Origin of the sequence: Shewanella sp. Scap07 (genome assembly GCF_013394145.1) — a bacterium.
Classification (GTDB): domain Bacteria; phylum Pseudomonadota; class Gammaproteobacteria; order Enterobacterales; family Shewanellaceae; genus Shewanella; species Shewanella waksmanii.
On the sequence record NZ_CP041329.1, the window covers coordinates 480,691 to 507,171 of the forward strand.

Genomic DNA, 26,481 nt, shown 5'->3' on the forward strand with positions numbered 1-26,481 from the left:
GATTAAAATGGGCACAGTAGGTAGCAAAAAGTCTTTCGAGTGGAAGGTGACTAAACGGTGACTGATTCAAGTATATTGGATGAATGAGAGATAAAGCTATTAATAATCAATATATTATGTGTGATATTATTAATCTGCATAAATAATAAAACCACCTTAAAAGGTGGCTTTATTAGAACTAATTAGTCTGACAGTACGCTTAGCTGAGCGCTCTGCGGTAATTGAGGATTGCCGCATTTTGTTCACCTAAATGCTCACAAGTTTCTGCCAACAATTGCCAGCTACTACTTTGTGGATTTTGGTCACAGGCTTTTTGTAACCAAGGTTTCGCGAGGCGGTACTCTTTACTGGTTAAATAGAGCTGCGCTATACAAAGTTGGTACTCAGCATTGTCGGCAAACTTCTTTTCTAAAGCGAACAGTATTTGCCTGGTATCAACATCAGCTGCTGTGACTAACTCTGCTAGTGCGGCATAAATATCACCATGAACCGAAGCCTTTGCTTGCTTTAATAGTAGCTTTAACGCTTCAGGCTTACGATCAAACTTGGCCAAGCCACGTGCGTATATGGCGATGTACTGAGGTTGCTTTCTTGCTGCACGAGTAAGCCAATGCCACACTTTTTCTAGCTCTTGTTCATTGGTATCAATGGCATGATTAAGCATGGCTGTCTTGGTTTGCAGCGCTATCGCTTGCCACTTTTCATCAGTTAATAATTGGCGTTTCTTGAGGATAGGCAATAGCAAATTTATCGCATGCCAATCTTGTTGGCTTTGATATAGTTCGAGTGCCAGCAGTAATACAGGAGATTTGCTCTTACTTGACGGGTTTAGCTCATCTAGTATTGCGCGGGCATCGTCGAGCTTACCTTGTTGCAACAGGTAACGCATTCGCGTAGTGGCAACTGCTTTTTTAGCTGTGGGCTCTTTATCTGCTTCAAGTAAATAGTTGTCGCGCTGTTCGGTATTACCTTGGTGTTGCGCAGCCCGAGCTGCAGCAAGCAAGTTAAGCGTGGGTATTTCCCCTTTCTCAGCCCCTTTGGCCATGGCTTTTTCTGCGGCAGGCCAATCTTCTTCTGCGAGTGAAAGCGCACCGTTTAATGTGTGTTTACGAGCAGCTTTTCTGCGCCAGCGCTCAGGGAGTAGACGACTGCTTAGCAGTAAGTTAACTAGAAAAACAATTACCCATTCAACCAGTTGCAATAGGGTGTAAAACACAATCGCAGCTAGAATGGCAAAAACTAAGCTGGTTTCTATTTCATAATCAGCAAAGGCAAGATACACATAGCCATTGGCGCCTGCTAAATAGGGGCTAACACACAGCCCCAGCAATATAACGACTAGATAAAACAAGGCTCTCATCATAAGGCTTTCTCCTCAATTGCAAGGAGGTTGCCATGATTGACCAATTGTTGCAGTAAAGGCGTTGACGCAAAACGATTTATGCTAGGTGTTTGTAGCTCTAAGGTCGCTAATGCATCTAATGCTGCAAGCGTTTCTTCAGTTCTCGCATCTTTAAGATTGAAATACTGAAATATCCATTGGCGCGCTAGGCGAATTGACTGTCGGTAATTCACTTCATCTTGTCTAAATAGTGCTAACTGAGATTGCAGCAGTTTGCTCTTAATATTCTCAACTAAATACCATTGCTGGTCCGGCGCTAGTAGTGGACCATGATCCGCGGTGCGTTTTCGAATCACCACAAACTCTTCAAGTAATGCCTGCCAAGAATGTGCCAGATTAGCACGCCAGTCATCAATTGAATCGGTCATTTGATCAAGGTTGTCACTGGCTGACTCATTATCTAAATCAGCACGGTTGAGCGGCAAATTATGTAGATTTTCTATCAGACTATCTATCGTAAGTGCGGTGCCGGCAACATCGGTAGATTTAACCGCACCCACGGCGCGTAAATCGGCCGCGAGGGCTTTTCTTATCGGCATCAATGCTGGGTCTTTCATCGATTCAATGCGTTCGTCCGCAGCCGTTAGCAAGCTTGCTGCAGTGCGTGGATCATTTTCAAGCCACAGTTTGTTGCCAGCCATTCGGACTAAATATTTAGCTTCTTCTGCCATCCAGTGATTAGGTGAGCGTAGTGCTAACTTCTCCACTCTTTGTTGTAACTGCTGTTGTTGGCTGTCCATCTGTTGGATGGCTTGATTACTTTGCTGTTGAGCTTGCCTAAGTTGCTGCTCTAACTGAGTAATGCGTTTGGCTGGATCACTTAATGCGACGGTGACCTGTTGGGCAAGTTCACTGGCATAGGTTTGCTGCTTAGCTTGTTCTTGATAAAAAAAGTAGCCGCCTGCTGTCATGGCAAACGCTAATATCAGTATCAAGAATAGGTTAATAAACACCCCCCAAGAGACTCCTTGTTTAACTACCGTGGCGGGTGGTAACTCTTGAGCTGGGGCAGAATTAGCTGCGGGCTTTGCGGTTTGCTTTAGGCTATCGGTTGCAGCTGAACCTTTGGCATCAAGCTTGTCCGTGACATCAGGAGTGTCGGTTACATCAGGGGTGTGCGGCGCTTCATCGATGCTGCTCGGCACATCATTTTTGGATTCAACAACAGTACTATCTTGATCTTTATTGTCCATGTAATGATCCCTTGGAAGCAAAAAGCATTAAAAATTGGGCTTGGTAACAGAGTGAATTATAACCCTAAGGCGCCAAGTACTGCATCTTTGTTTGCGGCTTTGGCATTGGTTACCTGGCTAAAACCAGCCGCTTGTGCCTGCTGGTATACACGTATACTAGGCACTATGATATGACAAGCTTGCAGCCATGCAAACTGTTCTTTTGGGACGAGATTAATTAGATTTGCCAAAATCTCACCACTGGTGACAACAATAGTATCAACTTGATGGTGCTGCCAGTCTTTGACTAACTTGGCGCCATCTAACTTTGGGCATTGACGTTGATAGACCTGCCAGTAGCTCAGTTGAGCGCCTCTTGCGCTGAGCTGTTCGGCTAAGGTTTCTCGGCCACCTACACCTCTGACAATACATATTTTGCTGTCGGTTAATCGCTGCAGTGTCGGTAGGGTAAGTAAGCCTTCTGTTTGTTGGTTGTCACTTGGTGCTTGCTCAGCTTCAATTCCGAGTGCGGCGAGTGCATCATAGGTTGCGCCACCAACGGCAAAATAACGCGCTTGAGGGAAGTCTTCACAGAGCTGTGCCGCATAGGTCACTGCATTAGTGCTGATAAAAATAATCAGTTCAGCTTGCTTAAAGGCGCTTAATGCTTTGGCGCTATCTAGGTAAGGTTCAACGGTAAGTAGGGGCGTAGTGAAATGAGGCACACCTTTTGAGGTAAGTGCCTCAACCATCGACTGATTGCGCCCCTGCGGGCGCGTCAGTAATACGGTCATTTATTTTGCATATACCGCATCAAGAATGGTTTTAGCGCCACGGCTGAGTAGATCATCAGCTAAGGCAATACCGAGCGCTTCGGCATCAGCTTTATTCCCAGAAGTGGTGCCTTCGATAATTTGACTGCCGTCAGGATTACCCACTAAACCACGTAATGTCAGCGTGTCACCATCAATTTCTGCATAGGCACCGATAGGCACTTGGCAACCACCTTCAAGGCGTGTATTCATTGCGCGCTCGGCAAGCACACGGTGGCGAGTTTCAGTGTGCTCTAGTGGTGCAAGTAATGCTTTAACACGCTCATCATCTACACGGCATTCAATACCTACGGCGCCTTGTCCGTTAGCTGGTAGTGATTCTTCCGCTGAAATAAAGCTCGCGATTCTCTCTTCAAGCTTTAAGCGCTTAAGGCCGGCAGCGGCAAGAATAATGGCGTCATAATTGCCCGCATCGAGTTTAGCTAAGCGTGTACCGACGTTGCCGCGAAGATCTTTAATTTCGAGATCAGGACGGGCTGCGCGAATTTGGCATTGGCGACGCAAGCTTGAGGTGCCAACTACAGCCCCTTGAGGCAAATCTGCAATTGTCTTGTATGTGTTAGATACAAATGCGTCGCGTGGATCTTCACGTTCGCAAATGACTTGTAAGCCTAAGCCTTCAGGGAAATCGACAGGTACATCCTTCATTGAATGCACAGCAATGTCTGCTTTGCCTTCTAGCATTGCGACTTCAAGCTCTTTAACAAATAAGCCCTTGCCGCCGACTTTCGCCAGTGGAGTATCTAAGATCACATCGCCTTTAGTGCTCATTGGCAATAATTCAACAACCAAGCCCTCATGAGCTTGCTCTAATTCCGCTTTTACAAATTCTGCTTGCCACATTGCAAGTGGACTTTTACGTGTTGCGATTCGAACGACATTTTGCGACATGCTTGATATTCCATCAAAGGCCTTAATTGCGGTAATGCTAACATTGCTTTTACGTAGATGTAAGAAAGCGGTATTAAATCTTTGAACTCCACCCACTTATTACTCATTAAAAAGTGTGATGTAGATCTCATTTGCTTGCTGTTTTTGGCCAGAGTGATAGCATTGAAAATGAGGGCGTTTTATTAAGGAGTTGCTTAACTTTGGACCGAGGCTTGCAACAAACTGAAACCGCACAACGTCTAAATAAGGTGCGTATTGCTCGAGCAGCCGCGTTACTTTCACCGCTGCAACGTCACCTGTTTAAACTTATTCCGCTGCTGTTCCATTATCATCGCGCAGGTTACCCAGGCTATAACGGCCCGATGACACCTGCAGGTATCCATCATTATCAAATAGATGAAGATACCCTTAAGGCTTGTCAAACTTTAGATTTGGTTGAGCCAGTGACTCATTTTGTCCATCAACCCGCATTGGAAGGTGTGTATTGCATGGGGAGTACTGCCAGTTTCGGGCAAAACCCCAATAGTGATATTGATGTCTGGCTGGTACACGACCGTTTATTAAGCCCGCAAGAATGCAACTTGTTACAGGAAAAGTCGCAGTTGATCTCGCAATGGTTCCTCAAGTTTGATTTTGAGGTCAACATTTACTTAGTACATCCGCAGCAGTTTACTGCTCAACAGGCCGCGCAGGGCAATCAGGCGCGATTGGGGGTGGAGCACAGTGGTAGTGCCCAGCATTGGCTGCTTTTAGAAGAGTTCTATCGCAGTCATATTCATTTGGCGGGTAAAAGTGTGGCGTGGTGGCCTAAAGCGGTGGAGAGCGAACACCACCTTTTTTTAGGCGATATTTCGCAGTTGCCTGCCAATGAGTACTTTGGTGCTTCTTTATGGCAACTATATAAAGGTTTAGATAAACCCCATAAAGCCTTGCTAAAAGTATTGTTGCTCGAAGCGTACGCAAGTGACTATCCCAATACGCAATTGGTCAGCGAACAGGTATGGCAATACACGCTTGAAGGTAACTTTTCTGCGGCCAATGATAGCTATTTGTTATTGTTTGAAGCGATAGAAAATTATCTGCTTAAAAAGGGCGACATGCGTCGATTAGAAGTCGCAAGGCGCTGCTTTTATCTTAAGTGTGGTATCAGGCTGACCCATGCACAGCAAGCCAAAGATTGGCGCTATCACAAGTTGGCAGCGGTAGTAAAACAGTGGCAATGGTCTGATAGCTTGCTTGAAACCTTAGATGCCTGTGAGCAATGGGACTGTGGTCAGTTGCAGTGGTTTAATCAGCAACTCAATGAGTTGATGCTAGGGAGTTATCAAACGTTACTGCAATTTGCTTCAACCCATAAGCTTAGTGAAAGCCTCAAAATAGCGGATTTAGGGTTACTAACGCGTAAACTGCACACCTATTTTAGTGATGATTCGCAGCAAATTATTAGTCTCAACCGACTTTGGAGCCACAGTGTGGCCGAGGCGCACCTGACTTTAGTGTACGGTAGCCAAAGCAAAACCTATTTTCTGTATCGCTGCAATGGCGATCGTAAGAGCTTTATTGGCCAGCGTCCCGTGTATCAATCCCATAGTAAGGCTAAAATTTTGGTCTGGGCGACACTCAATGGTGTAGCGCACCCTAAAACCCAGTGGTTTGAATATGGCGAAAGCGAGCAACAAGGCAAGCGCTTGCAGCATGCTTGTGCGAGACTTGTATCCTTTTTTGGCCAAGACAATTGGCAGGTATCTAAGCTGGACTTGTGCCAACCTTGGCACTACCGCAAAGCGATTTTTCTGCTGAACTTCAACGCCGACCCAACCGAAGAGTGGACTGGGCAAGAGATCATGGTCGACTATATGAATGCGAGTGTGTTTTCTCTTGGCCGAGAAAAACGCAACCTATTGCAGTCTATCGATGTGATTTGCCAAAACAGCTGGGGTGAATGGCACTGTCACCACTTTGAGGGGGACAATGCTATTTTGGTGGCGCTTGAATATATGACCCCAGGCATGAAGCGAGCGGGTAAGCAGTTATCTGTTGAAGTGATCAGTTGTTCCAAGAAATTGAAATCACAATTTGAGCGAAGCGTACGTAATTTAGCTGCTCGTGCCGTCAGGTTGAGTGAACTGGCACAAACCTCCTCAACCATGGTTTATCCACTTAAAGTAGGGCGTGCGAGCTATGGGTTATTTTTTAACTCTAAAGGGATGGAATACCAAGACTTACATGATGCTAAGGCGTTCTATCAGTTACTTAGCAAACGTCAGGTACTGGAATTGCCACGGCCTAATTTAGGCAACGAACCTTTCAGTAAAATCCCTGAAATTATTCAAGATTTTGCCGCCCGAGGTGCAATACAGTACTTTTTACGTCAAGGTGACGACGGATTAGATGTGTTCATTCTGAATGAAACTAATGAGTTAGAACACTATGTGCAGGCGGGGAGCAGCATTGAAGATTTGGTGAGTCAGGTGAGCCAATATCACGCCTTTGAAGAACCAGAAAATGACAGTGAACGTTTTAACTTACCGCAGTTCTTTAAACTCGAACGTGTTGATGGCGAATTAGCTATTTTGCCCTTCGGCGTGACTGAATCTGAGGCACAATGTAATTTTTGATAAGCTAGTTAACGCAGCGCAATCGTATTAATCACGCTACGGAACAGCTTGGTCTAGATATCGAGTTTAATGCCACCTTGGCGGAAGATTGATTCAAGTACAAATGGCATAAACTCACCGCCATTGCGCTCATCAATCCATTTACCTTCTACATAGCTAAAGTGGTAACCACCTTGTAATGTGGCAACCCATATTTGATGCAAAGGCTCTTGTTTGTTGATAACGATTTTTGACTGATCTTCAAATTCAAGCTGAAGCACATTGCCTGAGGCATCAATATCGATATCTGCATCTTGCTCATCAATGGCTAACTCAATCGCATCGTCAATCGCTTTAAACATCTCGTCAGCGAGTTGGTGGTATTGAGAGTCGGTCATGGCCATGTTATCTGTCCTTTAATTGGATCGTATGTATAGCGCTAATACTACCACTGTCTTGGCAGGCCTCAATTGATTTTTTATTATCAATTGCAGGGTGATATATCATTTCAGTTGCAATAATTGCCCGCAAAATCGTAAATCTGCAGCTGAGCAACAATAAAATTCACTATTCATAAGTATTAGGCCGTTATTTGCTTGACTGCTAGCGTCGGTCTCTGCAAACATCAGGGGTTATCCCCTATAACATGATGTGGCTTAACCGATTGACGTCACTTTGATCTATTGCCGGAATTACAGATGTTGAAAAAAATGAGACTGTTTTCACTGTTATTGCTTGGTAGCCTATTGATCACTGCTTGTGGTCAAAAAGGTGCCCTTTATAAATCGCCTGAAAAACAAGACAACCAAACTGAGCAAGCTCAGTCGACACAACAAGCACCAACAGAAACAGAACAAAGTAATAAGGAATAGCGTCTTGGATTATTTTTTATATCAAAATGGCGAATTGCAGGCTGAAGATTGTCAGGTTGCCGAGCTAGCAGCCACTTATGGTACCCCTTTATATGTGTACTCTCGGGCCACATTAGAACGCCATTGGCGTGCATTTGATAACGCCGTGGCCGACCACCCGCATATGATCTGCTATGCGGTTAAAGCTAACTCCAATATTGCCGTGCTCAATGTATTGGCACGTCTGGGTAGTGGCTTTGATATTGTCTCTGGTGGTGAACTGGCTCGGATTATCCAAGCAGGCGGAGATCCTGCCAAAGTGGTGTTTTCCGGTGTCGGTAAAACTGTTGCTGAAATGGAAATGGCACTGAATGTCGGCATCTACTGTTTCAATGTGGAGTCGGCCGCCGAACTCGAACAGCTTAACGAGGTAGCGCTGCGCCTAGGTAAAGTTGCGCCGGTTTCCTTGCGCGTTAACCCAGATGTTGATGCGGGTACCCATCCCTATATTTCGACAGGGCTGAAAGAGAATAAGTTTGGCATTGCGATGGAAGAAGCTGAGACTATTTTCCTACGCGCTGCGCAACTACCCGGTTTAGCGGTTAAGGGTGCCGACTGTCATATTGGCTCGCAGCTAACCGAAATCCAACCGTTTCTAGACGCCATGGATAGAATGCTGGGTCTTATCGACCGTTTGGCCGCGCAAGGGGTGAGCATTTCCCACCTCGACGTGGGGGGCGGGTTAGGGGTGCCTTATGATGATGAAGTGCCGCCACAACCTAGTGACTATGCCGCCGCATTGCTGGCCAAAATTGCCGACCGTGACTTGCAATTGATATTTGAACCTGGACGCGCCATTGCGGCCAATGCCGGGATTTTTGTCACTCAAGTGCTGTATCTCAAAGAGAACAGCGACAAGAACTTTGCCTTAGTCGATGGTGCCATGAACGATTTAATCCGGCCGTCTTTGTATAGTGCGTGGCAAAACATTATTGCAGTGAAGCCACGGGATGAGACCACACAAAACTATGATATTGTGGGACCAGTATGTGAAACCGGTGACTTTTTAGGAAAGGATCGTGAGTTAGCATTGCAAGCGGGCGATCTCTTAGCGGTACGGTCTTCTGGTGCCTATGGATTTACCATGTCATCGAATTACAATTCCCGTCCTCGTTCTGCGGAAGTGATGGTTGATGGCGCCGAGCATCACCAAATTCGCGCCCGTGAAACGGTTGAACAATTGTGGCAGGGCGAGCAGCTTTTGCCCTAAGTCGTGAATATAAATTTGATGGTGGCTAAAGCCGCCATCGCTGGTTAGTTAAGGAAATATCTTGATCCAATTTACCAAAATGCATGGTCTGGGAAATGACTTTATGGTGGTCGATGGCGTGACCCAGAGTGTGTTTTTTTCGCCTGAGCAAATTAAACGCTTGTCGGATAGAAATTTTGGTATCGGCTTTGACCAGCTTTTGTTGGTTGAGCCGCCTTATGATCCAGATTTAGATTTCCATTACCGTATTTTTAATGCTGACGGTAGTGAGGTTGAGCAATGTGGCAACGGTGCGCGCTGTTTCGCACGTTTTGTCAAAAATAAAGGCTTGACCAATAAGCACAAAATTAAAGTCAGCACTTCAGCAGGCAAAATGACGCTACGGTTAGAGCGCGATGGCAATGTGACCGTCAACATGGGTGTGCCGGTACTCGAGCCAAACCGCATCCCATTTACCGCTAAGCGTCAGGAAAAAACCTACTTATTGCAAACCAACATCAATGGCGAAATGCAGACCCATTTATGCGGTGCCGTGTCGATGGGCAATCCGCACTGCGTGCTTGATGTTGATGATGTCGTTACCGCTGATGTGGCTGGAATTGGAGCCATAGTGACAACCCACGAGCGTTTTCCTAAGGGCGTGAATGTTGGCTTTATGCAGGTGATTAATCGTGGCCATATTAAGCTGCGAGTGTATGAGCGTGGCGCTGCTGAAACCTTAGCTTGCGGCAGCGGTGCATGTGCGGCTGTAGTTGTGGGTTGTTTGCAAGGCAAACTCGATCGACGTGTGCGGGTGGATTTACCCGGCGGGTCGTTAACCATTAATTGGGATGGTGAAGGCAAACCGTTATGGATGACCGGTCCCGCTGAACAAGTGTACGATGGACAAATATAATAATGAAAGACGCAATGACTAAAAAAACAGACGTCCCATTTGATGAAGTATTGATTCGTGAGTATTTACTCGACAACCCCGATTTCTTTGCGCGCTACCCAGAGTTATTGTTAGCAATGCGCATTCCCCATGCTGAGCGTGGTGCGGTGTCGCTGGTAGAGCGTCGGCAAGAGATGCTCCGCAGCCGAGTGACCCAGTTAGAAGAAGAGATCACTGCGCTATTATCTATGGCCAGCCGCAATGAAAGTATCTATCTGTTTAACACCCAATTGTCACTAAAGCTGTTAGAAGCGGAAGATTTAGGCGAGCTAAGGCAGACACTCTCAGCCCTGTTGAAAAAGCAATTTGAGTTCACTCATGTTCGCCTTATCACAGTGCATGATATCGATAGTGACTTGTCACGTATTTGGAGTGAACGTTTACGCTTTGGGTATTATTTTGGGCGGTTGACTCAAGGTGAATCTAAGCGTTTGTTTGGTAGCGATGTCGGTTCGGTGGCACTATCTCGTTTAGCTGATGACTGTGGCCAAGTAATATTTGCGATTGCCAGTCAAGACCCATCACATTTCCATCCTGAAATGGATCACCTATTATTAGATCAAGTTAAGCAATTACTTGACCATTTATTGCCGAAACTCTAATAGGATAAACTATGGCGCGAAACTGGATTGAGCAATTTCAATTGCACCTAAGTGCTGAGCGCCAACTCTCTTCCCATACCCTGCACAATTACCTGTTTGAACTCTCTCGCGTCAATGAGGTTTTGGGTGGTGACATTGATTGGCTTAGCGTCAGCGCCGAGCAGCTGCAGCAGGTATTGAATAAACTGCATCGCCGCGGCCTAAGTCCGCGCTCGCTGTCATTATCTGTATCAGCAATTAAACAGTTTTATCAGTTTCTATTACTAGAGCAGGCGATAACCCATGATCCCGCCGCTAACCTGAGCGCCCCCAAACAACACAAGTCTTTGCCAAAAAATATGGATCTTGATTCAGTCAGTCACCTACTGAGTATTGATGCTGAGGATTCATTAGGTATCCGTGATAAAGCCATGATGGAGCTGTTTTATTCATCTGGTTTGCGTTTAGCCGAGTTGGCCGCTTTGAATGTGGCCGACATCGATTTTAAGCAGCGGCAAGTAAAAGTTATGGGTAAGGGCAGCAAAGAGCGGATCGTGCCCATTGGCAGTATCGCTATTGAGGCTATCGAACATTGGTTGGCCGAGAAACAGGCTATCGTTTGCGCCGATGACGCCCTGTTTGTCACCAGTAAAGGTCGTCGTTTAGCGCATCGTTCTATCCAAGCACGGCTGAAAAAATGGGGCCAGCAACAGGGATTAAATGTGCCGGTGCACCCACATAAATTACGCCACTCTTTTGCTACCCATATGCTGGAATCCAGTCAAGACCTACGGGCGGTGCAGGAACTACTGGGCCATGCCAATTTGTCGACCACCCAAGTGTATACCAGTCTCGACTTCCAACATCTTGCTAAAATATATGATGGCGCTCATCCACGAGCCAAAAAGCGGAGCCGTTAATGAAAATCAATATTCGCCCCGCGTTTATCAATACCATCAGTTTCGATCTCGATGATACCTTGTACGATAATCGTGGTTATATTCAAGCGGCTGAGCAAGCCTTACTCAACTTCTTAGCGCTGCAGTTTCCTAGAGCTAAAGCTTGGCATAGCCGAGACTGGCTTAACTTAAAGCAGCGTTTGGTTAAAGCAAAACCACTATTAGGACACGACACTACCGCCGCAAGGTTGGCGACACTTGAACAAGGTTTGCTGATAGCAGGTTATGACAAATCACAAGCAACTGCAGGGGCGCAGCAGGGCTTAGCACTGTTTTTAGATAAACGCTCTGACTTTACCGTGCCCAGCGAGGTGTTGCTGCAATTAAAGAGTTTGCAAAGCCAGTATCGCTTAGTGGGCATTACCAATGGTAATGTCGATGCTAACCGTATTGGCTTAGGAGAGGTCTTTGAGTTTGTTTTGCATCCTGGTGAAGGTATGCGCATGAAGCCTTATCCGGATCTGTTTTACAAAGCCTGTCGTCAATTACATATCTCCCATAAACAGTTATTACATGTAGGGGACAGTTATACTGCTGATGTACAAGGAGCACGCCGTGCAGGTTGCCAAGCCGCCTGGCTTAACCCAGCAGTTGGGCGTGAGGCAATTACGCCCCAGCAGGGCCAGCTAGCTCATATTGAGTTTTCCAATATTGACCAATTACAACAACTCTCGGGGTTAGGCTGATATTAACTAGTGCTGTTTATACGCTAGCTAAATTAACAAAAAGGGCGAATATAATATTCGCCCTTTTTAGATCTCGTTTAGCAGCGACTATGTATTAATAGTGGCAGCTATCGCAGCTTCTTGGTGCTTGTTTTCCATTGTGACAAGCCCAGCATAATTGCCCCTTATTATGTTGCTCTAGGGTGAATTCATATCTTTGCGGCTCGAACAGTCCACTGCCATCTGTGGCGTGACAGTCTTCGCAAACGAGTTGACCAAGGTCGGCATGTTGTTGGTAGCTGAAGACCACGGGGCCTTTGTCCCCGCCACCGTATTCACGGTTTTGCTCATGTGGTGTGGCATGGGCGACGACATTGGTGAATACCATCATCCAAACTGCAGCGAAACCGCACATGATTGCTTTGAGGCACATTTACGCCTCCTTATAGATAATATCTTTTGGGACGTTATTGACATTGGCGACTCCTGTTAGCACCATGCTAGAGACGAGGTCGGTATGCATTTTCTTAAACATCATTTCAACACCTGCAGCCCCACCGCCTAAACTAGCCCTTAAGAAGGGACGGCCCACCAATACAGCTTGTGCACCTAATGCCAGAGCCTTAAGTACATCTCCGCCATCACGTACTCCGGAGTCAAACAATATGGCCATATCTGAGTTAGCATCTCTAACTGCTTTTACAATGGCTGGCAGTACATCAAGGGAAGCCGGTGTCGAGCTGAGTACTCGTCCACCATGATCGGAAACTACGATTCCGGCACAGCCAGCTTCAACGCACATCATCGCTTCTTCGACCGTCATAATGCCTTTGGCGATGAAGGGGATCTTGGCATATTTAACAATTTCTTTGAGTTTTTTTACATCTTTGGGCTCGACAGTTCGGCCGGGTAGAGCGCGAGCGGCGCGACCAGCAGAGTCGATATCAATCGCAAAGAAAGGAGCTCCTGCTTGCTGTACCGCATCAATGCGTTCAAAAATTTCTTTTTGTGTACGGGGTTTAATTTGTGCTACCGCACGACCCTTAAACTCTTTCACCACAGTTAACCGCTCTCTGTAGGTCTCGATGGGATCGCCAATGCCATCCGCAGCCCACCCAAGGGTGCCAGCTTGATATGCACCTTCTACAATTCCGCGTACAAATTTAGCCTCGGTCATTTCAGTTCCATCAAATGCGAGCTTGCCTTTTGCTCCCATATTGTAGGTTAGACCGCCGGTAATGCCGGTTAGAATTGGCATACTAAGTTTGACACCAAACAGTTCAATCTCGGTCACCGGTGATGTCACATTGTGCACAGTGCTAAGGTTAAAGTGGACCTTCTCAAAAGCTTCGACATTGTTGATAAATGACTGCCGCTTGCCGCCCATGCCTGGGACGGTTTCACCACAAGGGCCCTTACCATTGCAACGACCTGGGCCAGCGATGTCGCAGGCAGCGCAGGTATCCATGATTTTCTTAGCGTTGGTAAGTACATCTTTTAGATTTTCTGGGTTAGGTATATAGCCCTTTACGGCTTTAGCGGAGGTGCTTGAAGCGGCGACTGCCATTGGCGATGCACTAGCTGATGTTGACATTGCGGTGAAGCCTGCAGTTGCTGCAAGCAACGCGCTTTTACTCAAAAATTCACGTCGTTGTGTGTCCAATTTTTTATCAGTCATATTCACTCACTCCAAGGGGTAGATACGATAAGGTTGTGGAATGAATATAAGATTTGAGTTGCTTCTTTTGTTGGATTGATTAGTTTTTTTGTGATGGTTTATTCAAACAATCATGGTTTTAAGATCACTGACCAAGGAATTATGCATTTGGTCATAACAATATAGGTTCGAGTAGAGTGAATTTAGTTTTACATTGTTTTGCAGTGTGATATCGCAGGCAATATAAAGGTTCAGTAAGTGCTAGCGTGTCAGGCAGTTAATTTCTATCAACCGTAATGAATATGAAACGATTTTCATTGTTGCTCGTTGTTTTAGCGCTACTGCCCTGGCAAAGTGATGCTATTACCTTGTATGTACACAGCAATACTCCACCTTTTGAGTGGCAAGAAAACGGTCATGAACAAGGTTTCAACTTAGAAGTTGCAGGTTTATTATCTGACTCATTAGGCGCGTCAGTTGCAGTTGAGCGCCTACCACTTTACAGCGTCATAGAAAGGCTCACTCAAGATCCCTCATCTGCAATGGCCTTCATTGCCGATACTCCCATAGCACAATTGGATTTAGCTCGCTCAATGCCATTACTACCTACCTATGCCAGTGCCTATAATCTTGTCGGAGCGATGCAAATTGAAAGGATTGAGCAACTACTACCGATGCGAATAGGGGTCAAGCGAGGCTCCTTTATTGAGCATTATCTAAAAACTACTTATCCGACGATGACACTCTTTTCCTATACCAGCAACGAGATAGCATTTGCGGCATTGAGTAAAAATGATATTGATGTTGTGGTATCAGAGTTCTATTGTTCGTGGCGATTATTAAAACTTAATAGTCATATTAAAACGGCGAGCCCACCTTTGCTAAACGCCAACTTTTATTTAATGTCGCATCGAAAAAATGTTGAGTTTGCGGCGCAGATAGACCAGTTTACAGCGAGCTTATATCGCACCGGCGCAACAGATGCTTTAGTGATGAAATGGATGGCGTTTGGCAAAGAGCGTTTGGATCTAGGTTCGATTAAACAGCGTACATTTGTCGCTGCAATTGTGGTGAGCGCGCTATCGCTTATCGGCTTGATGCTGACGCTAATTGTCAGTTACAAGCTCTATCGCAAGGGCAAACAACTACAGATAGAACTCGATACAAGAAAGCGGGCTGAAGCTAAGGTGAATGAAGTTTCACGCCTATTTCAATCGGTATTGGATGACTTACCTCATGGAATAGCAGTGTGGCATCCTAACGAGGGCGAAATATGGAGTAATGGCAAGCTTAGCCATTTGTATCAGAGCTGCACTCTAACTGATATGGAAGGCCTGTCATTCGATATTCATCAGCAAATTCAACGGTTCTTTGAACGTCCCCAAAAGCAATTTCATGAAATTAAGTATCAAGGTGAATATTGGCAGCTGCAGCTGCATTCAGTTGCTGAAGAGCGAGTTCTGGTTATGCTTGAAGAGATGACCGAGCGCGTTGCGCTTCGCATTGAAGCTGATATGACCTCAAGATTGATAGCCTTAGGGGAAATCTCTGCTGGTATTGCCCATGAAATTAACAATCCACTAGGGCTTATTTCTCAGTCCATCAGACACCTACAGCATTACGTGGTCGATACCGTACCTGTGGTAGAAGAAATGGCGCACAAGGATCCTAATTGGCAATTACTCGGTCTTGCTCCTCAAGAAGCCGTTGATGAAGTGGAGTATCAATGCGAGGCCATCGTTCAAGCTGTGCAGCATATGAGCCGAATTGTGCAAGATTTGAAAAGCCTGTCGCGCCCGAAAGCTGCGGTCAATTTTGATTTGGTCACCCTGCACTCCGTGATTGATAGTGCACTGCGAATGACTGCTAACAAAACTAAACGAGTAGAGCTTATTCGCTCCATAGATGAGCCGTCTTTATATCTGTTGGGTGATGAAGTGCAGCTACAGCTTATTGTGATTAACTTCATTCAAAACGCCTGTCATGCGGTTGCCCAAGTGAGCTCTCCAAAGTTGGTGATCAGTGCCGGAAAAACAGATGACAAGATATGGTTTAGTGTTACAGACAATGGGTGTGGTATGGACGCCAGTGTGATCAAACGAATGAAAGAACCTTTTTTCACAACACGCAGAGCAGCTGGTGGTACTGGAATTGGGTTAGCAATTTGCGATCGCATTATTCAAGAGCATCGTGGCCAGTGGGTTGTTGAGTCGAGACTAGATAAAGGCACGCAGATGCGAGTAATATTTGATGAGGCTATTCTATGAAGTTGTATCGTTCTATTTTGGTGGTTGATGACGAAACACGTTGGCTAAGAACCATGACCATGACTTTAAAACAGGAAGTTCCTGAAGCAAAAATCTTCTGTTGTGAGAATAGTCGTCAAGCAGTAGACACTATATTGCAGTATGAGATTGATTTGGTGTTGCTGGATTTGAATATGCCCTTTATCGACGGTGAAACTTTACTGGGGCAAATACGTGCACAATCGCCTTATACTCGAGTAATAATTGTCACTGGAGTGAATGAGACCACCACGGCGGTCAACTGCGTTAAAGCTGGTGCATATGATTACTATGTCAAAGGTGGCCAAGTAGACCACTTGATCGCCAGCGTGCGGCGAGCACTTGAGATTGCAAGCTTGGAAATCACACACAGGCAGCTCAAGGACTCTTTGCTATCGACAGGGCCTAGCCACTGTTTTGACAAAATTTTTTCGCTAAACCCCACAGTACTGGCCAGCATTAACTATTTGAGTGCACTGTCGAGTACCCCGTACCCTATTGTCGTTGAAGGAGAGTGTGGCACTGGGAAAAAAACTTTACTTGAATGTTATGCCGAGCATCTTGATGTGACAGAGTCAACAGTGTTTCTATCGCTGAAAAATATGACTGAGCAACAGGTATCGCGCTTGCTATATGGTCAAGTTCGAGGCGCTAGAACCCTTGGGGAGCCTGCGGAAATAGGTACTTTTGAGCAATGTCAGAATGGACTAGTGATACTAGAAGGGGTGTTAGAGAATGAGGCGAGTTGGTTGGAGCCCTTGCTTGATGTACTGATGCGGCGTCAATATTACCGTGTTGGTTCAAATCGCCCTACAGCGCTAAATTGTCGAGTGGTGTTGCTGACGCAATTACCACTAACAGTCGCTTGGCAGCAGCAACGTATTTCTCTGGCACACTTCAGTGTACTACAAACCCACCACCTGGTTTTACCGCCATTAAGGCAACGTAAAGAAGATATAGGCTTATTGGCAAGTGAGTGTTTAGAGCGGATCGCAACATCCATGAACCTTACATTTCCGCCACTGTCTTTTGAAGTAATTAACCAATTAACTTCCTTACCTTGGCCGGGAAATGTTACCCAGTTACAGGCGCGAATTTATCAAGCAGTAATTAAGGGGACGAATGGGCAATTATGCCTAGATACTTTGCTGGAAGAGGTTGCAAGTGATCAAGCTACAATGCGCCCAAGTCACCAAGTAACGTTTTCTGAATCTTTACCGACGTTGTCAGAGGTACAACAGCTGCTCATTCATGAAGCGTTGCGACGTGCTGATTACAATCAAACCGTTGCTGCGAACATGTTGGGAATTTCTCAAGGAGCGCTTAGTCGTCGCTTAAAGTCGAGCGTGTAGCCTGTTGCTATAACTGACTAAAATGTAATTGGCATTTATCTGAAAGGCATATCTGACGACTTATTTGCGATAATTGGCACATACTGCACTTAAAGCTTTAACCTTTATCGTATTTTCAGTGTTACTATTGTAATAACTCAGTTGTGTTATTTAACGGTTATCACCAATAAGCATGAATTGCCTGCTAAGACGTGGTTTGACTGCTTTGATTCGTCAAAGTGGCCAACTAGGTCGACTATTACTGATTTTGGCGCTGACATTTCAATCTGTGATTGCGATGGCGGCTAGCTGTGAGTCAGATAATCATGCCACTGAGGCAGCCAGCAACTATAGCGTTGCAGTCGACTGCGGGTCTGCAGACACCGCAAGTGATAGCGAGGCATGTGAGTCAGAGCATATAGACGATTGCCATGATTGTAATAGTCAGTGCTGTGCCTGTTGTGTCAATTTAGTGCAAACCGTACAACTTGAGTTACTACCGCAAATTAGCCCCGATTCGCAGCCTGTTTTTGTCGCGCTGACCTATGCAGGCTCACCATTGTATTCACTATTACGCCCGCCCCAAGCCTAGATTTTTGTTGATCTAAACTCGTCATCACTGTGACCGCAGTGTGATGATTTTTCCAAAATTCTGTTTGAGGCAAAATGAATGTCTTATGAGTTCTTTGTGCCTAAAGTACTACGTGCTTTAGGTCAAACGTCTGTATTTGTTGGGGCGTGCACGCTAGCTCTCAGTGTGCAAGCATCATCTAACAATGAGATTGAAAGTCTTTCTTTAGCTACCGCTATTGAACGGACAATGCAGCAACATCCAAGTTTACAAGTTTATACCATTCGTCAGTCCGCAATTGATGCCGAGGGCCGCACTGCCGCGCTTTCTCCTGGGTATGAGTTAGGGTTCGAAGTCGAAAATGCCGCTGGTAGTGGTGAATTTAGCGGTATTGATGGCGCCGAATTCAGTGTGTCATTGTCATCAGTGCTAGAGATGGGTGACAAGTTGGCCGCCCGCGGTGCGGTGATTAATGAAAAGCGCGCGGTGTTATTGGCGCAACAGAAGATACAGGCGTTGTCCGTTTTGGGTGAAGTCACCCGCCGCTATATCGATGTACTGGCTGCGCAAGCCCAGCTCTCTCTTGCCGATGAAAGTGTGACTTTAGCCAAGAAAACCTATGACGCCGTTGCGAAAAGAGCGGCGGCAGGTGTGATGCGCGACGCGGACATCAACCGTGCTCAAGCGGCGGTTTATCGCGCGCAGTTAACATGGCAAAACCAACAGCAGCAACGTGATTATGCCTTAATTGCATTGGCGATGATGTGGGGGGACAGTCATGCTGAGTTTCAGCAGGTGCAAGGCGAGCTATTACATTTTTCAGATGATATCGACTTTAATAGTCTGTTTGAAAAAGTGAAGTTCAGCCCAGCAATTATGGCCTTTGCCAGTCAATCACAACTTCGACAGGCAGAACTACGCTACGCTAAAACGCGCTCGAGTGCCGACATCAGTTGGTCGGTGGGGGTTAAACAGCATCAGTCCAGTGATGATGTTGCTTTGAGTGCCGGTTTTAGCATGCCGTTATTTAGTGGCGATAGAAATCAAGGGGCGGTTGATGCCGCTATTGCCGCCAAAGCAGAAGTGAGCCTCAATCGTGATATCGCTTTGCTGGCACTGCGCAATGAACTATATCGCGCCTACTCAAGTCGCAAGCTGGCCATTGCCCAGGTTAAACAGTTACAGCAACAAATAATCCCTACTTTGACGGCGGCGATGGCTGACAGCGAGCTGGCTTATGAGCAAGGTAATTACAGTTATCTCGCCTACCTTTCGGCCAGCGAAGAGCTACTTTTTGCCAAGCGCGCCATGCTTGATGCTGCTACTTCGGCGCTACGTTTTGGCGTGGATATTGAGCAGCTTATCGCCGAACCACTCCCCGTCTCGCAGCATGCGTCTTCTGAATTTTTCCAAGGGTCTGCACAATGAACATTAGACTACTCAACACGCGTACCATTTTATATTCATCATTGGCTTTTGCATTGGCCATCACCGGTATGACTTATGCCTTTGCCAGTGGTGAGCATCAACACCAACAGTCCCATGAAGACACACACCATGATGACCACGATAAGCATGGTGATAGCCATGATGGTCATGGTGACGAACATGGCGACCACCACGATGAGCACGAAGAGGGCCAAGTGCACATCAGTGACAGTCAAATAGCGGCGTCGGGGATTAGCGTATCTACGGCTCAAGCAGGCACGCTTGCGCAAACAATTACCTTATACGGTAAAACCGTGATTGCTGCTGAAAATCAAAGTTTAGTTCAAGCGCGGTTTAGCGGTTTGATCACTCAGCTCAATGTCTCGGTGGGTGATACTGTCACAGCCGGCCAAGTCATTGCTGAGGTGGAATCCAATAGCAGCTTTAAACGCTATGCTGTTAAAGCGCCGATTAGTGGTCAGGTAGTGGCTCGTCATGCCAACGCGGGAGAACTCACCCAAGCCACTGGATTAGTCTCTATTGTTAATGAGCAACAACTGTGGGCGGAGCTACAGGCATTTCCAGGCCAATTTAGCCAACTCAGCCAAGGCCAATCTGTGCGCCTGACCAGTCAAGATGGGCAATACATCTCCTCTGCCATCGGCGCGATTATCACCCCACTAGAGTCACAACCTTTCACCGTAGTTAGAGTGAAACTTGAAAACAATACCCAGCAGTGGCATGCAGGCATGTTATTGGCGGGTGAAGTGGTGCTCAGTCAACAAACTGTGGCAGTAAGACTCGATCGCCGTGCGCTGCAGGAGATGGAAGGCCAGCAGGTGATATTTGTGAAAAATGGCGAAGGTTTTGAAAAGCGCGTGGTTACCATTGGTGCAACAGATAACCGCTATGCCGAAGTGTTGTCAGGACTGACGGCCGGTGAAGCCTATGCGGTGAACAAGAGCTTTTTGTTAAAAGCGGATCTTGAAAAATCGTCAGCCGCCCATGTGCATTAAGGAGTTAAGCCATGATTGAATCATTATTACGTCTGTCGATTGACCGGCGCTGGTTAATGATGTGCCTTGGCCTCATTTTGGTGGGTATTGGGTTGTGGAGCTATCAGAAGCTCCCCATTGATGCTGTGCCAGATATTACCAATGTACAAGTGCAAATTAATACTCGCGCAGATGGCTATTCGCCGCTAGAGACCGAGCAGCGAATTACTTACCCTATTGAAAATGCGCTGATGGGAATGCCCAATTTAGCCTATACCCGCTCCTTGTCTCGGTACGGTTTATCACAGGTGACCGTGGTATTTGACGAGGGTACCGATCTTTATTTTGCCCGCAACCTGGTTAATGAGCGTTTAAGTGCAATTGATGCCAGTATTCCTAACGGGCTGCAGCCACAAATGGCACCGTTATCGACTGGGCTAGGCGAGATCTTTATGTACACCATTGAGGCGATGCCCGATGCTCGCCAACCCAATGGTGCCGCCTATGATGCAACCGCATTGCGGGAGATCCAAGACTGGATCATTAAACCGCAATTAGCTCAAGTGGATGGGGTCACCGAAATCAATTCGATTGGCGGGTACGACAAGCAGTACCACATTACCCCTGATCCACAAAAAATGCTGGCCTATGAAGTGTCTTTTGCTGACATTAAACAGGCACTACAAGCCAATAATAGTAATCGCGGTGCGGGTTATATTGAACGTGGCGGTCAGCAATTAACTGTGCGTTCAGCGGCGCAGTTACAAAGCATGGATGAAATCGCCCAGGTTATTGTTAAGTACTTCGGTGATACGCCGGTTTTTATTAGTGATGTTGCCGAAGTGGCGATTGGTAAAGCACTGCGGACCGGCGCTGCGACCCGAGATGGTCGTGAGACCGTATTGGGCAGTGCCATGATGCTGGTGGGTGAAAACTCTCGTCAAGTATCGCTAGCATTAGCGGCCAAGCTTGAGGCTGTTAAAGCGTCATTACCTAATGGCATTAAGGTTGAAGCAGTCTATGACCGCTCAGACTTAGTCGACAAGGCTATGGCGACAGTACAAAAAAACCTCGTTGAAGGGGCTTTGCTTGTTATTGCGGTATTGTTTGTGTTGCTGGGCAATGTACGTGCGGCATTGATCACCGCAGCGGTGATTCCACTGGCGATGTTGGCCACAATGACCGGCATGGTACAAGCCGGTGTTTCGGCTAACTTAATGAGCTTAGGTGCGTTGGATTTTGGCCTGATAGTCGATGGCGCGGTTATCATCGTTGAAAACGCAACTCGCCGTTTAGCGCAAGCGCAGGGGCTTCATGGGGTTAATTTACCGCTAAAGCAGCGTTTACAGTTAGTGTTCGAAGCGACCAATGAAGTCATTAGACCGAGCTTATTTGGGGTGTTAATCATTACTGTGGTCTATATTCCGTTGTTTAGTTTAACGGGTGTAGAAGGCAAGATGTTCCACCCAATGGCCGCCACGGTAGTTATGGCATTATTGGCGGCATTAGTGCTGTCTTTGACCTTAGTTCCGGCTGCCGTTGCACTATTTATGACCGGAAAAATCAGTGAAAAAGAAAGTAAAGTCATTACCTTAAGTAAATCTTTGTACCAACCATTATTACTGTTAGCGTTGAAATTACGCTATTTGGTGGTATTGGCCGCGTCGGCGCTCGTTGCCGTTGCAATTTGGCTTGCGAGTAGCTTGGGCACTGAGTTTATTCCGCAGCTCAATGAAGAAGATATCTTGCTGCAGGCCATTCGTATTGCCGGCACAGGTATAGATCAATCGGTTGAGATGCAACAAGCCTTGGAAGTTGAGCTTGCCAAATTTCCGCAAGTAAAAAATGTGTTCTCTAAGGTGGGGACTCCCGAGGTGGCCAATGACCCAATGCCGCCCAATATTGCCGATACCTTTATTATGCTTAAGCCCAGAGATGAATGGCCTGATCCGCGCCTTAGCCATCAAGCGCTGGCTAAACAGATGATGGACGCGGTATCGATGCAACCGGGCAATAACTTTGAGCTGACGCAACCCATTGAAATGCGTTTTAACGAACTCATTTCCGGTGTGCGAGCAGACTTGGGCGTGAAAGTAGTTGGGGATGAGCTAGATACCTTGCTGCAAACCGCGAATGCCATTCATGAAGTGATTGAAGCCATCCCGGGTGCCGCTGATATTCAAGTCGAGCAAGTGACCGGACTCCCAGTGCTTTCGATTACGCCTAAGCGGCAGGCTTTAGCTCAATATGGCTTAACAGTGGCTGCGCTACAATCGATTGTTGCCACAGCCATAGGGGGGGACACCGCCGGCACGCTATATCAAGGCGATCGGCGCTTTAACATGGTGATACGTTTACCTGAGCCAATTCGCCAAGATGTGGAGCGCTTACACGAACTGCCAATTGTATTGCCCAATGGTCGCTATGTACCGTTATCAGAAGTGGCAACACTCGATATCGCGCCGGCGCCAAACCAGATAAGCCGCGAGAATGGTAAGCGACGTATTGTGGTTACTGCTAATGTCCGCGGTCGTGATTTAGGCACCTTTGTCACTGATGTGAAAGCCGCAATAGCGCAGCAAGTTGATGTACCTGCAGGCTACTGGTTAGAGTATGGTGGCACTTTTGAGCAGCTTGAGTCGGCCAGCCAAAAGCTGACTATCGTGGTGCCCATTACGCTGGCAATTATTCTTGGTTTGTTAGTGATGGCCTTTGGCTCTATTCGTGACGCGTTGATCATCTTTACCGCTATTCCGCTGGCGCTTACCGGCGGGGTGATGGCGTTGTGGCTGCGAGACATGCCGTTATCGATATCCGCCGCAGTTGGCTTTATTGCGTTATCTGGTGTGGCTGTATTGAATGGCTTAGTGATGCTGAGCTTTATCCGTCAGCGCTTTTTGCAAAGCGGCGAGTTACTGCAGTCTATTATTGACGGTGCGATGACTCGGCTTAGACCTGTATTGATGACTGCGCTGGTGGCTGGGCTAGGTTTTGTGCCCATGGCACTTAATATTGGCACGGGTGCTGAAGTGCAAAGGCCGATTGCCACAGTGGTGATTGGTGGCATCATCTCGTCGACCATTTTAACGCTGTTTGTACTGCCGGTGTTGTATCAGTGGGTTCATGGCCGTGATGCCAAAGCAAACTAGCCTCTTTAGCGGCTAGTGTGTCATGTATTAAGCCCCGCGAAAGCGGGGTTTATATTTTGTAGATGTATTGGCTTGCTAACTACTGAGATTACTGTTCATCTTTTGCGCTATCTGTTCGAAATCTTGCAGTTCTTTCGCGCTAATGTCTTGGGTCATTTTACGATAGATGTTGGCATCGAGCCCTGTTACCTGATCCATAATGGCTTGACCCGCAGCGGTGAGCTGCAAATATTGGCTACGCTTATCCTGTGGGTTAGCGTGCTTTTCTATGAGATTTTGGGTAATCAACGTACTTAATAGCCGCGTCACTTGTGCTTTATCACGATTTAAATATCCGGCTATATCGACAGCGGTACATTGTGGTTTACGGCTAATAATTTTCAATACGCGCACGTGCATAGGAGCAATATCTAGTTGTAATTGTTCTATTTGCTCGTGCAAGTTTCGCTTCAATCCATGAACCAATTGCAGTAGACCTTCTAATGACTGGTTATCAGACATAGTAATACCTTTAAGAATGTAGTTGACATTGTCAATCAAATAAATATAATTGACATTATCAACTATATTGTTACGCCATTCAAGGGTAGGTTAAAACTATGTCAGCTCAAACAATCCAATTTCGTCTACCTAATATTACCCAAGTTAGCATTTGGCTGCGCAAAGCGGCGCTAGTGTTGACGATGATGTTATCGATGGCTGCGAGTTTAACAGCGGTCATGACCTATGTCAGTGTGGGTTCAACGGATGACTTTACTCGTTTGTGGTTCAGTGCCTTTAGTACGGCAGTCATGACGATAATGCCAGCGGGGATGCTACTGATGGCCGCGCTCACTAAGCTCGCTGACCTTTGGTTAGCTCATTTAACATCGAGGATGCGCAGCATTATTGTTGGATTGCTGATGGCCTTGATAATGGAATCTGGCTTAGCACTGGTGACCACCTTGCATCACGTGGGCTGGCAGCAGCCACAACTACTATTGTCATCTTGGGTTTCGACACTCATTAGTGCGCTGCCAGCTGCGGTAGTGTTAATGCTACTGGTGTCGTTAACCATTAAGCCAAGAGTTGAGCGTTACTTACGAAGTTAACGTTTTGTCTTGTTGCGCTTAACCCCAAATGATCACCTAGCGAGTCGTTAAAGTGGTCTCAGCAATTGGTTGTAGAACCCCAATTTACAAAGTCATACTAGGAGTTGCCATGTCTATTAAACATTATCGTATTACAGTTGAAGCGATTAACAGCGAGATTGCTGAGCACGTGCAGTTTGAGTACCAGGACCGAGAAGATCTGTTCAATACCATAGATAAGCTCAAACAAGGCAGCGGCCTTGAAGCACAGCAGGCTACAAAAATGGCGCTAGCGCTACGTTTACTGGGTCCGCTAATGATAGAGCAGCGAAAGCATCCGCTGTTTGTTGATTTCATGCCTCACTTTAAAGCCTTCATGCAACAGTTGAAAAGCACGGTTAAGCAGGCGATAAAGTCTTAGCTGCAACTCTCAGTGGCTTCATGGCTTCATGGCTTAATGACTTAATCGCTTAGTGGCTTAGTGACTTAATAGCGCAGCGGATGTTTGTATCTTGTCGTGGCGATAATGGCGCCACAGAGCCTTCGTAGGCCGCTGACCGCTAGCTTAGCTGATACTTAGCGATGAGCTGCTGACGTTTGTCGTCCAACATGTTGATTTTGTTTATATCGTAATTAGTCACTGCCAGCAGTCGTTTGTCCATGATGCGAAACCATAGCCAAGGCAGGTAGGCAATCACATACATGCCAAAATATCCACTCGGTAAGGTGGGTAAGTTGTCAAAGTGGCGCAGTGATTGGTAACTACGAGTGGCATTGGCATGGTGATCTGAGTGACGCTGTAAGTGAAATAGCGCCCAGTTGGAGAAGATGTGATTGCTGTTCCAGCTGTGATGTGGTTGTGGCCGCTCGTAGCGCCCGTTAGCCAGTTTTTGTCTCAGTAAGCCGTAATGCTCAATATAGTTTGCAGAAGTTAATTGCCACATGGACCAGAAGGCGCAGATGCACAAATAGGGAATGACCACTGGCCCCAACCAAACCACCAAGCCGATAAACAACAAAAGCGTCAGTAACATGGCCTGTAGAAATTGATTGTCTAGGCTCAGTGCGGAACGTCCCGCTTTATTAAGACGTGTTTTTTCTATTTGATGCGCCCGCTTAATCGCGCCGGGCAGCTCCCTTAATGCAAATTGATAGATGGTTTCACCCATTTTGGCAGAGGCTGGGTCGTCAGGCGTGGCGACATGTTTATGGTGACCACGATTATGTTCAATAAAAAAATGACCATAGGCCGCGGGCGCCAGCACTAACTTAGTCAGCCAAATATCAATTTTTTTGCGTTTATGTCCCAGTTCATGGCCGATGTTTAGCCCGTGACCGCCAATGCTGCCGGCTAATAACGCCACTGCTAAATATCCTGAATAGCTTAAGGAGTGGTTAGCAACAAACCAAGCGCAATAGATAAAGGTGGCTAACACCACAGGGACATTAAGTCGAATAATTTTGGAATAGAAGGGGTCGGCTTCAAGGGCGACAATCACCGATTCTGGTGGGTTGCTGGTGTCTTCTCCCATCAGGTAGTCGATTAAAGGAAAAAGGCTGTACACCACAATAAAGAATAACCACAAAAACACTTCCTGCTGGTAGCTTTGATAGAGCAGGGGACCCGCGACAGCGATACTAGGAATTAATAGCGAAAACCACCAAAAGTGACGTTTCTTATCCACGTAGGTGGTGCCGTCCGCGGCAGTGAATATACCGGCTTTGTTCATTTGTCCCCCAGAGTTGAAACGCACTAATATCACAAACCGCCAGTGATCATTATTTGTACATACCAATACTGAGTTAAGCACACTATACAAAGAAGATAAACCGACTCGAT

The 26,481-nt window shown here is 46.5% G+C and carries 24 protein-coding genes; 15 read left to right on the plus strand and 9 right to left on the minus strand.

Features of this window, described 5'->3' with window-relative positions; translation table 11 throughout:
- Positions 1-199 precede the first annotated feature (199 nt).
- The 4 genes from FLM48_RS02280 to hemC are packed head-to-tail and all read right to left on the minus strand — an operon-like array spanning position 200 to position 4,298.
- Complete coding sequence (locus tag FLM48_RS02280) at positions 200-1,363, minus strand: heme biosynthesis HemY N-terminal domain-containing protein (RefSeq protein WP_179023169.1); 1,164 nt, start codon at positions 1,361-1,363, stop codon at positions 200-202.
- Positions 1,360-2,595 carry a uroporphyrinogen-III C-methyltransferase gene (locus FLM48_RS02285; RefSeq protein WP_179023171.1) on the minus strand — a complete coding sequence of 412 codons (1,236 nt, stop codon included), beginning with the start codon at positions 2,593-2,595 and terminating at the stop codon, positions 1,360-1,362. Before FLM48_RS02285 ends, FLM48_RS02280 begins: the two co-directional genes overlap by 4 nt.
- 56 nt (positions 2,596-2,651) lie before the next feature.
- Positions 2,652-3,368: a uroporphyrinogen-III synthase gene (locus FLM48_RS02290; protein ID WP_179023173.1), complete on the minus strand. Its 717-nt coding sequence runs from the start codon at positions 3,366-3,368 to the stop codon at positions 2,652-2,654.
- Positions 3,369-4,298: a hydroxymethylbilane synthase gene (hemC, locus tag FLM48_RS02295; RefSeq protein ID WP_028774431.1), complete on the minus strand. Its 930-nt coding sequence runs from the start codon at positions 4,296-4,298 to the stop codon at positions 3,369-3,371.
- A 200-nt stretch (positions 4,299-4,498) separates the two neighbouring features.
- On the opposite strand from hemC, the gene FLM48_RS02300 reads away from it, so the two are divergent.
- Positions 4,499-6,916, plus strand: coding sequence for a class I adenylate cyclase (locus FLM48_RS02300; protein WP_179023175.1), 2,418 nt, complete (start codon positions 4,499-4,501; stop codon positions 6,914-6,916).
- A gap of 53 nt (positions 6,917-6,969) precedes the next feature.
- On the opposite strand, the gene cyaY is transcribed toward FLM48_RS02300, so the two are convergent.
- Entirely contained in the window at positions 6,970-7,299 is a 330-nt protein-coding gene (cyaY, locus tag FLM48_RS02305; protein ID WP_028774429.1) for an iron donor protein CyaY, read from the minus strand.
- A 294-nt stretch (positions 7,300-7,593) separates the two neighbouring features.
- Between cyaY and FLM48_RS02310 the strand changes: the two genes are divergently transcribed.
- The 6 genes from FLM48_RS02310 (at position 7,594) to FLM48_RS02335 (ending at position 12,176) form a co-directional block, all read left to right on the plus strand.
- Positions 7,594-7,767: a lipoprotein gene (locus FLM48_RS02310; protein ID WP_169732707.1), complete on the plus strand. Its 174-nt coding sequence runs from the start codon at positions 7,594-7,596 to the stop codon at positions 7,765-7,767.
- 4 nt (positions 7,768-7,771) lie between these two features.
- Positions 7,772-9,016 (plus strand): diaminopimelate decarboxylase, encoded by a 1,245-nt coding sequence (lysA, locus tag FLM48_RS02315; RefSeq protein WP_179023177.1) that lies wholly within the window; start codon positions 7,772-7,774, stop codon positions 9,014-9,016.
- Between the two features lie 61 nt (positions 9,017-9,077).
- The gene (gene dapF / locus FLM48_RS02320) at positions 9,078-9,911 is read left to right on the plus strand and encodes a diaminopimelate epimerase (protein WP_028774427.1); all 834 of its coding nucleotides are present in this window, start codon (positions 9,078-9,080) and stop codon (positions 9,909-9,911) included.
- 14 nt (positions 9,912-9,925) lie between these two features.
- Positions 9,926-10,552 (plus strand): DUF484 family protein, encoded by a 627-nt coding sequence (locus FLM48_RS02325; protein ID WP_157577657.1) that lies wholly within the window; start codon positions 9,926-9,928, stop codon positions 10,550-10,552.
- A gap of 11 nt (positions 10,553-10,563) precedes the next feature.
- On the plus strand, positions 10,564-11,451 hold the full coding sequence (gene xerC / locus FLM48_RS02330; protein ID WP_179023179.1) for a tyrosine recombinase XerC: 888 nt from the start codon (positions 10,564-10,566) through the stop codon (positions 11,449-11,451).
- Complete coding sequence (locus FLM48_RS02335) at positions 11,451-12,176, plus strand: HAD-IA family hydrolase (protein WP_179023181.1); 726 nt, start codon at positions 11,451-11,453, stop codon at positions 12,174-12,176. Before xerC ends, FLM48_RS02335 begins: the two co-directional genes overlap by 1 nt.
- 94 nt (positions 12,177-12,270) lie before the next feature.
- Here the strand turns inward: FLM48_RS02335 and FLM48_RS02340 are convergent, their stop codons facing one another.
- Together FLM48_RS02340 and FLM48_RS02345 are read right to left on the minus strand one after the other, a co-directional pair.
- Complete coding sequence (locus FLM48_RS02340) at positions 12,271-12,588, minus strand: c(7)-type cytochrome triheme domain-containing protein (RefSeq protein ID WP_179023183.1); 318 nt, start codon at positions 12,586-12,588, stop codon at positions 12,271-12,273.
- Entirely contained in the window at positions 12,589-13,833 is a 1,245-nt protein-coding gene (locus FLM48_RS02345) for an alpha-hydroxy-acid oxidizing protein (protein ID WP_179023185.1), read from the minus strand.
- Between the two features lie 281 nt (positions 13,834-14,114).
- On the opposite strand from FLM48_RS02345, the gene FLM48_RS02350 reads away from it, so the two are divergent.
- The 6 genes from FLM48_RS02350 to FLM48_RS02375 all read left to right on the plus strand — a co-directional run bounded on the left by FLM48_RS02350 (position 14,115) and on the right by FLM48_RS02375 (position 23,571).
- The gene (locus tag FLM48_RS02350; protein ID WP_179023187.1) at positions 14,115-16,079 is read left to right on the plus strand and encodes an ATP-binding protein; all 1,965 of its coding nucleotides are present in this window, start codon (positions 14,115-14,117) and stop codon (positions 16,077-16,079) included.
- Positions 16,076-17,449 carry a sigma-54 dependent transcriptional regulator gene (locus FLM48_RS02355; protein WP_179023189.1) on the plus strand — a complete coding sequence of 458 codons (1,374 nt, stop codon included), beginning with the start codon at positions 16,076-16,078 and terminating at the stop codon, positions 17,447-17,449. Before FLM48_RS02350 ends, FLM48_RS02355 begins: the two co-directional genes overlap by 4 nt.
- Positions 17,450-17,645: 196 nt before the next feature.
- Positions 17,646-18,020, plus strand: coding sequence for a hypothetical protein (locus FLM48_RS02360; protein WP_179023190.1), 375 nt, complete (start codon positions 17,646-17,648; stop codon positions 18,018-18,020).
- A 78-nt stretch (positions 18,021-18,098) separates the two neighbouring features.
- Positions 18,099-19,427 (plus strand): TolC family protein, encoded by a 1,329-nt coding sequence (locus FLM48_RS02365; protein WP_037471483.1) that lies wholly within the window; start codon positions 18,099-18,101, stop codon positions 19,425-19,427.
- Positions 19,424-20,443 carry an efflux RND transporter periplasmic adaptor subunit gene (locus FLM48_RS02370; RefSeq protein ID WP_179023192.1) on the plus strand — a complete coding sequence of 340 codons (1,020 nt, stop codon included), beginning with the start codon at positions 19,424-19,426 and terminating at the stop codon, positions 20,441-20,443. The genes FLM48_RS02365 and FLM48_RS02370 overlap by 4 nt, the downstream gene beginning before the upstream one ends.
- Before the next feature lie 11 nt (positions 20,444-20,454).
- Positions 20,455-23,571 (plus strand): efflux RND transporter permease subunit, encoded by a 3,117-nt coding sequence (locus tag FLM48_RS02375; protein ID WP_179023194.1) that lies wholly within the window; start codon positions 20,455-20,457, stop codon positions 23,569-23,571.
- 75 nt (positions 23,572-23,646) lie between these two features.
- On the opposite strand, the gene FLM48_RS02380 is transcribed toward FLM48_RS02375, so the two are convergent.
- Positions 23,647-24,072 carry a MarR family winged helix-turn-helix transcriptional regulator gene (locus FLM48_RS02380; protein ID WP_179023196.1) on the minus strand — a complete coding sequence of 142 codons (426 nt, stop codon included), beginning with the start codon at positions 24,070-24,072 and terminating at the stop codon, positions 23,647-23,649.
- A 98-nt stretch (positions 24,073-24,170) separates the two neighbouring features.
- On the opposite strand from FLM48_RS02380, the gene FLM48_RS02385 reads away from it, so the two are divergent.
- On the plus strand, positions 24,171-24,662 hold the full coding sequence (locus FLM48_RS02385; RefSeq protein ID WP_179023198.1) for a DUF2798 domain-containing protein: 492 nt from the start codon (positions 24,171-24,173) through the stop codon (positions 24,660-24,662).
- 109 nt (positions 24,663-24,771) lie between these two features.
- A complete protein-coding gene (locus FLM48_RS02390) occupies positions 24,772-25,062 on the plus strand; it encodes a DUF3861 domain-containing protein (RefSeq protein WP_179023200.1) in 291 nt (96 codons plus the stop codon).
- Between the two features lie 139 nt (positions 25,063-25,201).
- Here the strand turns inward: FLM48_RS02390 and FLM48_RS02395 are convergent, their stop codons facing one another.
- Entirely contained in the window at positions 25,202-26,371 is a 1,170-nt protein-coding gene (locus FLM48_RS02395; protein WP_179023202.1) for an alkane 1-monooxygenase, read from the minus strand.
- Between the last annotated feature and the right edge of the window lie 110 nt (positions 26,372-26,481).

Coding starts and splice junctions, on each gene's coding strand:
- FLM48_RS02280 (WP_179023169.1), bottom strand. CDS start 1,363: ATGATGAGAGCCTTGTTTTATCTAGTCGTTATATTGCTGGGGCTGTGT.
- FLM48_RS02285 (WP_179023171.1), bottom strand. CDS start 2,595: ATGGACAATAAAGATCAAGATAGTACTGTTGTTGAATCCAAAAATGAT.
- FLM48_RS02290 (WP_179023173.1), bottom strand. CDS start 3,368: ATGACCGTATTACTGACGCGCCCGCAGGGGCGCAATCAGTCGATGGTT.
- hemC (WP_028774431.1), bottom strand. CDS start 4,298: ATGTCGCAAAATGTCGTTCGAATCGCAACACGTAAAAGTCCACTTGCA.
- cyaY (WP_028774429.1), bottom strand. CDS start 7,299: ATGGCCATGACCGACTCTCAATACCACCAACTCGCTGACGAGATGTTT.
- FLM48_RS02310 (WP_169732707.1), top strand. CDS start 7,594: ATGTTGAAAAAAATGAGACTGTTTTCACTGTTATTGCTTGGTAGCCTA.
- FLM48_RS02325 (WP_157577657.1), top strand. CDS start 9,926: ATGACTAAAAAAACAGACGTCCCATTTGATGAAGTATTGATTCGTGAG.
- xerC (WP_179023179.1), top strand. CDS start 10,564: ATGGCGCGAAACTGGATTGAGCAATTTCAATTGCACCTAAGTGCTGAG.
- FLM48_RS02335 (WP_179023181.1), top strand. CDS start 11,451: ATGAAAATCAATATTCGCCCCGCGTTTATCAATACCATCAGTTTCGAT.
- FLM48_RS02340 (WP_179023183.1), bottom strand. CDS start 12,588: ATGTGCCTCAAAGCAATCATGTGCGGTTTCGCTGCAGTTTGGATGATG.
- FLM48_RS02345 (WP_179023185.1), bottom strand. CDS start 13,833: ATGACTGATAAAAAATTGGACACACAACGACGTGAATTTTTGAGTAAA.
- FLM48_RS02350 (WP_179023187.1), top strand. CDS start 14,115: ATGAAACGATTTTCATTGTTGCTCGTTGTTTTAGCGCTACTGCCCTGG.
- FLM48_RS02355 (WP_179023189.1), top strand. CDS start 16,076: ATGAAGTTGTATCGTTCTATTTTGGTGGTTGATGACGAAACACGTTGG.
- FLM48_RS02365 (WP_037471483.1), top strand. CDS start 18,099: ATGTCTTATGAGTTCTTTGTGCCTAAAGTACTACGTGCTTTAGGTCAA.
- FLM48_RS02370 (WP_179023192.1), top strand. CDS start 19,424: ATGAACATTAGACTACTCAACACGCGTACCATTTTATATTCATCATTG.
- FLM48_RS02375 (WP_179023194.1), top strand. CDS start 20,455: ATGATTGAATCATTATTACGTCTGTCGATTGACCGGCGCTGGTTAATG.
- FLM48_RS02380 (WP_179023196.1), bottom strand. CDS start 24,072: ATGTCTGATAACCAGTCATTAGAAGGTCTACTGCAATTGGTTCATGGA.
- FLM48_RS02385 (WP_179023198.1), top strand. CDS start 24,171: ATGTCAGCTCAAACAATCCAATTTCGTCTACCTAATATTACCCAAGTT.
- FLM48_RS02390 (WP_179023200.1), top strand. CDS start 24,772: ATGTCTATTAAACATTATCGTATTACAGTTGAAGCGATTAACAGCGAG.
- FLM48_RS02395 (WP_179023202.1), bottom strand. CDS start 26,371: ATGAACAAAGCCGGTATATTCACTGCCGCGGACGGCACCACCTACGTG.